Origin of the sequence: Tannerella serpentiformis, from assembly GCF_003033925.1 — a bacterium.
Classification (GTDB): Bacteria; Bacteroidota; Bacteroidia; order Bacteroidales; family Tannerellaceae; genus Tannerella; species Tannerella serpentiformis.
This window is the reverse complement of the sequence record NZ_CP028365.1, coordinates 2,062,691-2,074,373: the sequence shown is the minus strand read 5'-3', so window position 1 is coordinate 2,074,373 and position 11,683 is coordinate 2,062,691. Positions and strand designations below refer to the sequence as shown.

Below are 11,683 nucleotides of genomic sequence, written 5' to 3'. Positions count from 1 at the left end.
CCTAAGCGTATCGTTTTCGGGCAGTATTATGCTCATTCGGGTTAATTTACCCCTGTGTATCTCCTCACCTTCGCCGCCATAGTTTCAAACGGAAATGGTCTAGCGAATTTCGGCCTACGCATGGCTCCCTCTTTTCACATGGTGCCCCTGTACACTTACTGTATAAGGTACTTGTGCACCACCTTGCATGGTGGCTGACTATAACCTATAAGGTAGTACGCTCATAACCTATAAGGGTAGCATGCTTAAGAGATGCGACTAAGCAGGCTTTGTGAGTGACACAACGATAGGGGCCCCAAGAGATTCGCAAACCATTTTCAATTGACGATAATGACATAGATATATGGATAAACAGAAAATCAGACCTCTCGATGAGGAAAGGGAGAGCCGCAACCTACTCTCCAATACGGTAGTTGTGCTGCACCTTGTATTCGGCACGCTTCCCCTGTTGTTCGTGGTGTGGGCGGTGGACAGGCTGATGGGCGACACACTCACTCCTGCAATGCTTTGGTCGGTCGGAGTGGCGATGGTATTGTTTGCCTTGTTTCGCGGCGTGTTTTATGGAACTTCGATTTGGCGGGCTCATCTCTCGGCTTATAACGCCCTCACCCGATTGCGAATGCGCATTGTGAGCCACTTGCAGCGGTTGCCGATCGGTTTCTTTCAGGAGCGGAAGGTGGGTGACTTAGTGAACATCATCAACCACGACGTGGAACAAATCGAGATGTATTTGGCACATGGGCTGCCCGAAATTCTCTCTGCGACGCTTTTCCCTGCTTTGCTCTGGGGTATTGTCATGGTGTTGGACTGGCGACTTGGGCTGGCACTCGTATCGCTACTACCGTTGGCGTTTCTCTTGCAGATGACAGTCAAAACGCTTTGGAGCAAGAATTTCCAACACTTTATGGAAAGTACGCAGAAGATGTCGGAAGACCTTTTGGAGTATGTGGCCACGATTCCGGTCATTAAGGCATTCAGCCACGAGGAGGCCCGGACAGAGCGGGTTCTCGGCGGCATGCGCGATTATATCCACCGGGTAGCGCGGAGCATGTTCAGCGTGACCGTGCCGATGACGCTCATAACGATGTTTTTAGAGGGTGGTATCGTGGTGATGACGCTCGTCGGTCTGTGGTTGATGGCGTCGGGCGAGCTGACCGTGACACGCTTCATCCTCGCCCTGATATTGGGCGGACTGTTCTCGTCCTCCTTTGCCAAACTGGCCACGTTCCAGCATTTCCGAATTGTCTATGGGCAGTCGCTGGCGAGGGTCCGGTCGATTACCGAAGTGCCCGTAAAGGATACGGCAGACCGGGATACGGACGCTATGCAGAGCGATGTCAGCTTTGAGCACGTTACGTTTGCCTACCCGAATAAGAAAGACCGTGCATTATCCGATGTCAGTCTGCAATTCCCTAAGGGCAGTTATACGGCTATTGTGGGCGAATCGGGGTCAGGCAAAAGTACATTGGCAAGTCTAATGATGGGTTTTTGGCAACCGCAGTCGGGAACCGTTCGACTGGGTGGAGAAAATCTTGCGGAACTCTCCGAGCGCAACATTGCCGATTTCTTCTCGATAGTGCAGCAGGAGGTGTTCCTTTTCAATACGAGCATTCGGGACAATATCCGTATCGGCAAGCCCTCCGCTACACAACGGGAGGTGGAAACGGCGGCACGAAAGGCACGCATACACGACTTTATCGTGGGACTGCCCAGTGGTTACGATACGTCGGCAGGTGAAGTGGGTGTAAAATTCTCTGGCGGAGAGAAGCAGCGCATTTCCATTGCGCGTATGTTGCTCAAAGACTCGCCGATTGTCATTCTCGATGAAGCCACTGCCGCATTGGACGGTGAGAATGAGAAACTTATCCAAGAGGCTTTGGACGAATTACAACGCAACAAGACCGTCATCACCATCGCTCATCGGCTCAACATCATTCAGGATGTGGAGCGTATTGTTGTGATGGACAAAGGTCAGGTCTTGGCGACGGGAACGCACGGAGAATTGATGGACAGCTGCCCGCTGTATCGCAACATGACAGAAACGCAGGAGCGTGTAAACAGATGGCAACTGAAAGAAGAGGAGACATAACAATGGTACGCAACATATTAAATGAATTGACCGCCCGCGGGGTGCGGCACCTGATTGTCTCCGCACTGTTTTTTGTGGTTTATGCCCTCTGTGGCACGACGATTATGCTTACCGTCCTGCTTCTTATCGATCGTTATATATCGGGCGAAAGCGTTTCGCTCGTTTCCGCAGCGTGGATGCTTGGCGGTCTGCTGGTTTTGAAAACCATCTCCAATGCCATAGCCGATATGAGTAAGCACTTTGCCGGCTTCGACCTCGTGGAGCGTATCCGCGAGAAAATCATTTTGAAGCTGAAGAAGTTCTCGCTTGGTTTCTACACCAATGAGCGGCTGGGTGAGATAAGCACCATCATCCACAAAGACGTGGACAATATGGAAATGGTGGTGGGGCATCTCTGGACACGAATGTCCGCCGATTTCATTGTGGCACTGATACTCGGCATCGGACTGTTCTGCGTAGACTGGCGTATGGGATTGGCGATGGTTGCCTTCCTTCCTGTTGCTCTTTTTTCCCTTTATCGAGGCATTCGTTCGGGTATGAAAGCACAGCAGGAGACACAAGACGGTCTGGCGGATATGGTCAGTCTCTTTGTGGAATATGTCAAGGGCATACCCGTGCTGAAAGTATTCGGAGGAAAGGGCATGTTTCGTGACAGACTCGATCGTTCCGTTCATGAGTTTGGAGAAAGCAGTAAGAAGACCTCACGGCTGGCAGCTGTAAGCGTGGGCAGGTATGTCTTTCTCATTGAGCTGGCTTTTGCGCTGATGGCTACGCTTGGTCTTTGGTGGAGTTGGCGCAGTGAACTTTCCGTTTTTGCTTACCTGATGTTCGTCATCGTCTCGAAGGAGTTCTACAAGCCCTTTATCAACATGGAGAGCCACTGGCTGAACTACATCAAGGTAAAGGACAGCTACGGACGCATCTCCCGCTTGTTAGATGCACCCTTCATCGCCAATCCCGGCCAACCGAAAACAGTTGAACGCTTCGACCTCTCATTCGAGGGTGTCGGCTTCTGCTATGAGGAAGAAGGCTTTGAGATGAAGGATCTCACGTTCAGCGTCCCCGAACAGACTGTAACGGCACTTGTCGGCTCATCAGGCTCCGGCAAAACGACCCTCACCAATCTGTTGCTCCGCTTTTGGGAACCGCAGGCGGGTAATATCCGCATTGGAGAGGTGGATATTCGGGAGATGGACTATGATTATCTGCTCAGTAAAATCAGTGTGGTGATGCAGAACGTCATCCTCTTTTCCGATACCATCGCCAACAACATCAAGGTGGGTGATCGCAATGCCGCGCAAGCGGAAATCGAGGAAGCCGCACGTCGGGCGATGATACACGACTTCATCGTCGGCCTACCTGATGGTTACGAAACGAAAATCGGAGAGAACGGCTTGGGGCTGTCGGGTGGACAGAAGCAACGCCTCTCCATCGCCCGTGCGTTCCTCAAAGACGCTCCCATCCTCCTGTTGGACGAAATAACGAGCAACATTGATCCCGTCAATGAGTACAAGATACAGCAGGCCATGTCTGCCCTTATCCGCAACCGCACGGTTTTGGTCATTGCCCACCATCTGCAGACCATCCGCAACGCTCATCAGATTATCGTGATGGACAAGGGACGGCTTATAGAGAGTGGTACCCACGCCGAACTTGAAGCGAAAGATGGGGTGTACCGAAAACTGCTGTAACCTAAGAAAATGGACGATTGGGGGATAGAAAGTAAATGCTAATCCCAATTCTCGCATGCGTGCTTCCTCACCTTACCGTTTCCCGCCTCCCTTGTAATTCTCCTCCAGGATCCTTGCTAAGTCTGAGGCCTTGTAGAGGATCTTGCCGGCGAACTGCGTGTAAGGGATGATCCTCCGATCGCGGTAATCCTGTAATGTGCGAGGGCTGATGTATAGTCGTTCACATATTTCCTTGCTCGTGAGGAAATGTTCGCCTCCGAATAGTGGCCGGTGCGTCTCCGACACTTCCCGAATCCGTTCCCTGACGCGTCGCAAGGCGGAGAGGACCACCTGCATCTCACCCGTTTCCATACTCAATTCTTGAATTGCTTTCATCATCGCTTCGTCGTGTTTGCCGTTTTGTCAGACTTTACGCAGAGCAGCCGCTCCACGTCCTCTCGTTTGTAATAGCACTTGTGCCCGATCTGTGCGAAGGGCAACACACTTGCGTCACGGTAATGTTGCAGAGTGCGTTTGCTGATGCCGAGCAGTCGGCAAACGTTTCCGTTATGCAACCAATCCGTGTGTTTAGATGGTTCTCCGAAAGCCTTCAGGTAACATTCCGCAAGGCTCAGTACCTCGTCACGCAGGTTCTGCCAATCGGCCTCTGTAATAATCAAATACTTCATGGTTTCACGTATTAGTTTTCTGGTTGGTATTTAGGTTTTACTGTTTTCGGCGGCAAACGTAATCGCACGCCAAACGCTGTCAACGCAATCGGGAACAGTAGGGATGCAAATGGAACAGTAGGGATGCAAATGGAACAGCAGGGATACAACCGGCGCAGCAAGGGGCGACTTTCGCTTATTCGAAAAACAGCCGCAACGGAAAGCAGATAGCAGCCCGCGAATCATCCCCCTTCCCCTTCCTTTCACTGCCATTTTGTCTTATCGAAGGAGCGAATCACTTCCTTGTAAAGCCTACCCTCTGACGACTTTGGCAGCAATTGGACGCAACATCATGCCGGACAGCACTGCATGCTTGGATGCTGGGGATGCCTATCACACCTTCACCCTCAAGAACTCATTCAAGCCCATTATGAAGAAACAGGCAGATAGAAGCAACATAAACACCAGCAAAACACCGGACAACGGCGGACGTTCATCAAAGAACGGGGAGATCGAGGCCTACCTCGCCCGGCATTACACGTTCCGATACAACACCGTTTGGGGACGGGCGGAATATTGCGGCCGGGAGGACACCCGATTCGTAAAAGTCGGTAGCTATGAGATCAACACGCTGCGCCGCGAACTTGACAACGAGGCCGGGATCACGACCTCCCCAGACAACCTCTACTCGATCATCGAAAGCAGCTTTTCGCCCCGTGTCAATCCCATACAGGCGTATTTCAAGGCCTTGCCCACCGCTGCAATGGATGATTCAGCGGCGCACGCCATCCGTGAGTTGGCCGACTGCGTCGTCGTCCGTAACTCAGAGATATGGCTGCTGTACTTGACAAAATGGCTTGTGGCTGTAGTCGCCAACGCGATGGACGACCACGCGTGTCGCAACCACACCTACCTGGTCTTAACCGGTGAACAGGGACGATTCAAGACGACGTTTCTCGACCTGCTTTGCCCGCGTAAGCTGCACGGCTACAGCTATACCGGCAAGATCTATCCGCAGGAAAAAGACACGCTGACCTACGTCGGGCAGAACCTCATCATCAACATCGACGACCAGCTCAAGGCGCTCAACAAGCGGGACGAAAACGAACTGAAAAACCTGATCACCTGCCCGATGGTCAAGTACCGCATGCCCTACGACAAGCACGTGGAGGAGCACCCCCACATGGCGAGCTTCGTGGCCTCGGTGAACGGCAACGACTTCCTCACCGCCCCCACCGGCAGCAGGCGCTTCCTGCCCTTCGAGGTGCTTTCCATCGACATCGATCGGGCGAGAGCAGTCTCGATGGACGCCGTCTATGCGGAGGCGAAATCGCTGTTGCAATCGGGCTATCGGTATTGGTTCAACGATGAGGAGATCGCGGAGTTGTATCGCGAAAGTGAGGCGTTCCAAGTGCAGACCGCGGAGACGGAGCTCCTGTTGCGCTGTTTCGAGCTGCCGACCACCGACAGCGATTGCTCCTACCTGACAACGACCGAAATCTTGACTTACCTCGGCACCTACACGCGCCAACCGCTTAAGGCCAAACGTATGGGAGAGGCCTTGAAAAGGGTCGGATACATCAAGGTCAGCCGACGGCGGAACGGCGGTAGCCCGCTATACGTCTACAAAATCCGAAAGATCCTCCCCTGTCCCCTCCTCCAATCATGTAGTAGTAACATGTAGTCAGCCGCGTAGTGACTTCGATTTGTATGGATGCTATTGGAAAACAATCGATTATGGCGATTGTAGTTTGTAGTAAGAAGAAGCCAAAAAGTACAGGTGTTTGATCTTAAATCACTTGCATTCCAATAAAACACCACACCATTTCATTACCCATCTCAATGTTTGATCACCATGAAAGAAGAAAACCTATCGACCATCAAGCGGTACCCCATCACGGCGTACTTGGAAAGTAAAGGCATCACGCCCGTCCGACGGCTGGCGGCCTATGCAATGTACCGTTCACCATTGCGGGAGGAACGCCACCCGAGCTTCAAGGTGGATACCGAGAAGAACCTGTGGATTGACTACGCCGAAGGCCGCGGCGGAAGCACAAGGCAACCGTGTCAAATTGGCGATAAGCCCAAGTGCAGGTACTTTTAATCTCCGTCAGCCGATGGAAGGCCCCGCACATCAGTTTTTGATCTTCGTACCCCTACGGAGATCTCCCCGACAAGTGTTTTTGATCTCCGTACCCCTACGGAGATCTCCCTGACAAGTGTTTTTGATCTCCGTACCCCTACGGAGATCTCCCTGACAAGTGTTTTTGATCTCCGTACCCCTACGGAGATCTTCCCGACAAGTGTTTTTGATCTCCGTACCCCTACGGAGATCTCTCCGACAAGTGTTTTTGATCTCCGTACCTCAACGGAGATCTCTTAGAGCTGATCGAACGTCGGGCAGTCTATTTGAGTCGGGCAACTCAGGAGCGCGCCGACTTCGTTGTCCGTCGATTGGGAGACAGGGGCGCTAATCTCTCGAGCTTCGTGGAACGCATCGTGCGCGCCCATTTGGAGGACTACGCCGAGGAGATCAAGGAGTGGCGAAAGCTGTAATCCAAGCACACGGATCCATCAAAGAGTTCACGAACAATATGCACGTCAAGCAATCAATAACTGTCTGAACGCATGGCATGCACTGATTGAAAGAAATACAGCGGGTATGTAACGGAGCGTGACGACGGTAATGCGTGACGACGGTAATGCAAGACGTCAGTTTGTTCCCACAAACTGCGCTTGCTCCCCCGCCCTTAGCGAACGGAGGAGAGGGCCGTAATCACATCCGTTCTCATCGCCCCCAACCATAGAATAAGCACCACAGAAAAGACCTATCTACATGGAAAGACACCCCAAAAAGGAAGACAAGAAGACGAACAAAATCGCCTTTATCAAGGTCCGATGCACAGCCGAGGAGAAGGAGCGGATCCGCTCGAGAGCTGCGAACGCGGGGCGGAAGTACTCCGACTACTGCCGTGAGATGTTGCTCGGTGGATCCGTCATCGCCGTCCCTCCGATAGGCGACAACGAGAAGGAGGCGCTCGCCATCCTTCGTCAGACGGCACTATTCTACGCACACATCTCTAACCTGATCAAGGTCAAAGATCCCGCCTGGGTGGACGCTACGAAAGCCCTCGCCACCTATGCCAAGATCGCTTTTAAGCGGTTCTTCAGCCCCCGCTACCGGGTTCCAGAGGAGGTATTTAAGCGCTTAAATATCGAAGATCATGATCGCAAAGTGTAAGGCCATCGCGCATGGAAGTAACGCGCTGGAGTATGTTTTTCGCGAAGGCAAACTCGGCCGAATTCTCGCCCTCCACAACCTGTGCGGCGAAACGCCAAAGGAAATTCACGAGGAGATGAGGCTGATCAACAACTACAACAGCCGTTGCAAAAACAAGTTCCTGCGCATCGAGATCGGCATCGCCCCGCAGGACGAGCCGCAGATGACGTTCAAGACCCTGAACCGCCTCGCCCTGCTCTTTGCCAAGCAGATGGGGCTGGACGATCATCAATAGGTGGCCGTCACGCACAAAGACACCGACAATCTACACATCCATATCATCGCCAATCGGATCAGCCTTGGCGGGCAGGTCTACGACACCACTTTTGTGAGCAATCGGGCAGCCAGAGTGGCCGAAGATCTCAGCCACAAGTACGGGCTGACCATCGCCAACGAAGTCCACTCCGCGCGACCGCATCGGAAAGTCCAAGCCGATCCCGCAAGAGAGCGGACAAAGCAGCAGGTTCGGAACATCTGCTACGCCTTGCTCGAGAAGCACAAAGGAAAAGGCCTGTCGGGTCACTCCATGTTCCTCTACGAACTCCACCAAAGCGGCGTCACGATCGAGCGCATGAAGAACAAGCAGGGCAAAGTCTATGGGCTGAAGTTTACCTACGACGGCCACAGTTTCAAGGCCTCCGAGATCGGTCGTGAGTTTGGTTTTCGCACCCTGCCGAAACAGTTCGAGACCGGCAATGCGCAGAAGCCCATCATCCAATCCTCCATGATCCCTACGAAAGACAGTACACCTACCGCACAAGTCGCAAGCCCCGTTGTGGACGTTGCTTTAGACACCGCGGGAAGCCTTCTTTCAGAGGTGGGCGAAGTAACAATCCTACAGACCCACGGCACAGACTACGCTGAGATCGCATGGCAGCGACGCTTAAGAAACCAAGCCGGGAAAAAGAAGAAGCGAGGGCGGGGAATATGATGTTAGACGTTCATCCGCTCCCTCCATCCCGACCTTTCCCAAACCGAAAGCCAAATCGAGAGAATCGCATCAAAAACGCCTGTTTTTCAAATAGTCATAGTAACATTGCACTCTCAAATGACAAGCGCCCTTTGTTTGTGCAGATTCCAGCAACCCCAAGCGCTTCGCTCGTTTCCACTTCGTTACCTATCCAATGCCTACGACCGACTAACTTCTTCTTTTACAGAGGGATATTTCTGAATAGTTTTCTAGATGAGCAACAATAAGCTAGCTTGTGATCAAATTTTGTTCACGCGTGATCGAATTTTGATGACGCACGAGCTTTTTTACCTCTCACGTGATCGAATTTTGATGACGCACGAGCTTTTTTAACTCTCACGTGATCGAATTTTGATGACGCACGAGCTTTTTCACCTCTCGCGTGATCGAATTTTGATGACACATGAGGTTTTGAAGCTCTTAAGTGATCCGATTTTGATGAGAAGTAAGCATAAAAGGCTGGTGTATAAGGTGTCGCCAGAAAAAGGAAAGCCCCCTCCCTGCTCGTTTGAAGCAGAAAGGGGGCTTTCATCGCAAATGGTGTGTGGACAGACACACCGGCCGACGCTTATTTGGCTATGCCGACGCGATTGAGGATGAAGGCGAACTCGAAGGCGGTGTCCTTGATGCTATCGTAGCGCCCGGTGGCGCCGCCGTGGCCGGAATCCATGTCCATGTGGAGGATGAGGATGTTGTCGTCCGTCTTCATGGAGCGGAGCTTGGCGACGTACTTGAGGGGCTCGTGGAAGAGCACTTGGGAGTCGTTCAGGCCCCCGGTGACGAGCATGTTGGGGTAGTTCTGCGCCCGGATATTATCGTAAGGCGAATAGGAGAGCATGTAGTTGTAATACTCCTCCTCGTTGGGGTTGCCCCACTCTTCGTATTCGCCGGTGGTGAGGGGCAGCGACTCGTCGAGCATGGTGTTGATGACGTCCACGAAGGGCACCTGGGCGACGATCGTCTGGTAGAGGTCGGGGCGCATGTTGGCCACGGCGCCCATGAGCAGGCCGCCGGCGCTGCCACCCATCGCTGCCAGACGCGAGGCGGAGGTGTAATGCTCGTTGATGAGCAGCTCGCTGCAGGCGATGAAGTCGGTGAAGGTGTTTTTCTTCTTGAGCAGCTTGCCGTCTTCGTACCACTGTTCGCCGAGGTCGCTTCCGCCGCGGATCTGCGCGATGGCGAAGACGAAGCCGCGGTCGATGAGGCTGTAATAGGCGGGGCTGAAGTAGACGTCGGAGCTGCTGCCGTACGATCCGTAGGAGTAGAGCAAGGCGGGCGCCGATCCGTCGCGTTTGATGCCTTTCTTATATACCACGGCCATGGGCACTCGGACGCCGTCCGGAGCGGTGGCCCAGAGGCGCTCCACGACGTAGTCGTCGGGGTTGAAGCCGGAGGGCACTTCTTGCTCCTTGAGCTTCGTAGTCTTGCCGTCGGTGATGGCATATTCGTAGAGCGTCGAGGGGCGGTTGAGGGAGGTGTAGGTGTAGCGGATCGTGGTGGCGTCGTACTCCGGATTGCCGCCGAGGGAGACGGTGTAAACGGGTTCGGGGAAGGCGATGGTCTTCGTTTCGCCACCGTTGATGGGCTTAATACGGATCTCGTTGAGGCCGTTCTTGCGAAGCTCCAAGGCTACGTAATCCTTGAGCACGTCGAGGGCTTCGATGCGGACGTCCTTGTCGTAGGGCAGGAATTCCTTCCACGTTTTGCGGTCTTCGTAGCCCGTGAGGGGCGCCTCGTAGATGAGTCCGTTGAGGTGCTCCTTGTCTTTATAGCGGATGAAGAAGCGGTCGGCGTGGGCATAGACGCTGTACTCGACGTCCTTCGTGCGGGGCAGGAAGACTTTGAAGGGGTCCGTGGGCCGATCGGCCGAGATGTAGCGCTCGTCCGAGGTGGTGGAGCTGCCGCAGGTGATGAAGATGAATTGCTTCGTCTTTGTGGCCGAGACGTAGGTGCTGAACTTGGCGTCCTTCTCTTCGTAGACGAGTGTTCCTTCGGCAGCGTCGAGCTCGCGGCGGAAGATCTTCGATGAGCGAAGGGTGTGGTCGATGGCGCTGTAGAAGAGCGTGCGGTTGTCGTTGGCCCAAGCCACGGATGCGGCGCCCTCGACGGCGAAGCCGACGTCCTGTCCGGAGGCAAGGTCGCGCACCTTCATGGTGAACTCGGCATACGATCCGGTCTCGTTGTAGAAGTAGGCCGCCTTGCTGTTGTCCGGACTGATGATGTAGCCGCGGAAGATGAAGGCTTGCTTACCGGCCGCCAGTTTATTGACGTCGAAGATCACCTCCTCGGGGGCGTCCATCGATCCCTTGCGGCGGCAGTAGGTGCGATATTGCTTGCCCTTCTCGGTGCGGCTGTAGTAGTAATAGCCGTCGTCGTAGGTGGGATAACTCTCATCGTCCTCCTTGATGCGACCCAGGATCTCGTCGTAGATCTTCTGTTGTAGGTCGCGGGTAGAGGCCATGACGGTGTCGGTGTAGGCGTTCTCGGCCTTGATGTACTCGATGACTTTAGGATTCGTCTTATCCTTCATCCAGTAGTAGTTGTCGATGCGCTGCTTGCCGAAGTTGACGAAGGTGTCAGGGTGAACCTCAGCCACTGGCGGCGCGGGAAAATCGGATTGCTTCAAAATTTTCTCTCCTTCTGTTTGGTTAGAGCTGCACGATGCAGCCATGAATACGAGGGCTGCTCCGAGCAACCCGAGATAGATGTGTTTGGTGTTCATTTTATGTGATGTAATGGATTATGATGATTGATTCATGTAGTTATGCGCCCTTCGGCGCCGCCCGGTAGTCTAAAGTAGTCAGAGGGTAGCAGGACATACAGTATCTATACCTATCCTCAGGAAATCGCCTGCCACAAAACTTTTTCAGCTCATTTCCTCAGGAAATCGGCCGCCACAAAATTTTTCGGCTCATTTCCTCAGGAAATCGGCCGCCACAAAACTTTTTCAGCTCATTTCCTCAGGAAATCAGCCGCCACAAAACTTTTCGGCTCATTTCCTCAGGA

Annotated in this window: 8 protein-coding genes and 3 pseudogenes; 7 read left to right on the top strand and 4 right to left on the bottom strand. The window is 53.3% G+C overall.

Annotated elements, in window-relative coordinates:
- Positions 1-343 precede the first annotated feature (343 nt).
- A complete protein-coding gene (locus tag C7123_RS08700) occupies positions 344-2,089 on the top strand; it encodes an ABC transporter ATP-binding protein (RefSeq protein ID WP_069174767.1) in 1,746 nt (581 codons plus the stop codon).
- 2 nt (positions 2,090-2,091) lie between these two features.
- Positions 2,092-3,780: an ABC transporter ATP-binding protein gene (locus tag C7123_RS08695; protein WP_069174766.1), complete on the top strand. Its 1,689-nt coding sequence runs from the start codon at positions 2,092-2,094 to the stop codon at positions 3,778-3,780.
- A gap of 72 nt (positions 3,781-3,852) precedes the next feature.
- Here C7123_RS08695 and C7123_RS08690 read toward each other — a convergent pair whose 3' ends face one another.
- Both C7123_RS08690 and C7123_RS08685 read right to left on the bottom strand, forming a co-directional pair.
- The gene (locus C7123_RS08690; RefSeq protein WP_069176316.1) at positions 3,853-4,155 is read right to left on the bottom strand and encodes a helix-turn-helix domain-containing protein; all 303 of its coding nucleotides are present in this window, start codon (positions 4,153-4,155) and stop codon (positions 3,853-3,855) included.
- Positions 4,155-4,448 carry a helix-turn-helix domain-containing protein gene (locus C7123_RS08685; protein WP_069174765.1) on the bottom strand — a complete coding sequence of 98 codons (294 nt, stop codon included), beginning with the start codon at positions 4,446-4,448 and terminating at the stop codon, positions 4,155-4,157. Before C7123_RS08685 ends, C7123_RS08690 begins: the two co-directional genes overlap by 1 nt.
- 331 nt (positions 4,449-4,779) lie before the next feature.
- Here C7123_RS08685 and C7123_RS08680 point away from each other — a divergent pair, with 331 nt between their 5' ends.
- The 5 genes and pseudogenes from C7123_RS08680 to C7123_RS08660 all read left to right on the top strand — a co-directional run bounded on the left by C7123_RS08680 (position 4,780) and on the right by C7123_RS08660 (position 8,638).
- Positions 4,780-6,111, top strand: coding sequence for a VapE domain-containing protein (locus C7123_RS08680; protein WP_069174764.1), 1,332 nt, complete (start codon positions 4,780-4,782; stop codon positions 6,109-6,111).
- A 171-nt stretch (positions 6,112-6,282) separates the two neighbouring features.
- Positions 6,283-6,495 (top strand): annotated as a pseudogene (locus C7123_RS08675) (toprim domain-containing protein); the annotation flags it as partial.
- 314 nt (positions 6,496-6,809) lie between these two features.
- Positions 6,810-6,983: pseudogene (locus C7123_RS08670) on the top strand (DUF3408 domain-containing protein); the annotation flags it as partial.
- Between the two features lie 280 nt (positions 6,984-7,263).
- Positions 7,264-7,668, top strand: coding sequence for a plasmid mobilization protein (locus C7123_RS08665; protein ID WP_069174762.1), 405 nt, complete (start codon positions 7,264-7,266; stop codon positions 7,666-7,668).
- A pseudogene (locus C7123_RS08660) lies at positions 7,652-8,638 on the top strand (relaxase/mobilization nuclease domain-containing protein). Before C7123_RS08665 ends, C7123_RS08660 begins: the two are co-directional and overlap by 17 nt.
- Before the next feature lie 289 nt (positions 8,639-8,927).
- On the opposite strand, the gene C7123_RS12960 reads toward C7123_RS08660, so the two are convergent.
- Positions 8,928-9,209: a hypothetical protein gene (locus tag C7123_RS12960; RefSeq protein WP_159049881.1), complete on the bottom strand. Its 282-nt coding sequence runs from the start codon at positions 9,207-9,209 to the stop codon at positions 8,928-8,930.
- Positions 9,210-9,245: 36 nt separating this feature from the next.
- A complete protein-coding gene (locus tag C7123_RS08655; protein WP_237269305.1) occupies positions 9,246-11,399 on the bottom strand; it encodes a S9 family peptidase in 2,154 nt (717 codons plus the stop codon).
- Positions 11,400-11,683: the final 284 nt, after the last annotated feature.

What these genes read in the sequence shown, in the direction of transcription:
- C7123_RS08700 (WP_069174767.1), top strand. Translation starts at nt 344, where the DNA reads ATGGATAAACAGAAAATCAGACCTCTCGATGAGGAAAGGGAGAGCCGC.
- C7123_RS08695 (WP_069174766.1), top strand. Translation starts at nt 2,092, where the DNA reads ATGGTACGCAACATATTAAATGAATTGACCGCCCGCGGGGTGCGGCAC.
- C7123_RS08690 (WP_069176316.1), bottom strand. Translation starts at nt 4,155, where the DNA reads ATGAAAGCAATTCAAGAATTGAGTATGGAAACGGGTGAGATGCAGGTG.
- C7123_RS08685 (WP_069174765.1), bottom strand. Translation starts at nt 4,448, where the DNA reads ATGAAGTATTTGATTATTACAGAGGCCGATTGGCAGAACCTGCGTGAC.
- C7123_RS08680 (WP_069174764.1), top strand. Translation starts at nt 4,780, where the DNA reads ATGCCGGACAGCACTGCATGCTTGGATGCTGGGGATGCCTATCACACC.
- C7123_RS08665 (WP_069174762.1), top strand. Translation starts at nt 7,264, where the DNA reads ATGGAAAGACACCCCAAAAAGGAAGACAAGAAGACGAACAAAATCGCC.
- C7123_RS12960 (WP_159049881.1), bottom strand. Translation starts at nt 9,209, where the DNA reads ATGAAAGCCCCCTTTCTGCTTCAAACGAGCAGGGAGGGGGCTTTCCTT.
- C7123_RS08655 (WP_237269305.1), bottom strand. Translation starts at nt 11,399, where the DNA reads ATGAACACCAAACACATCTATCTCGGGTTGCTCGGAGCAGCCCTCGTA.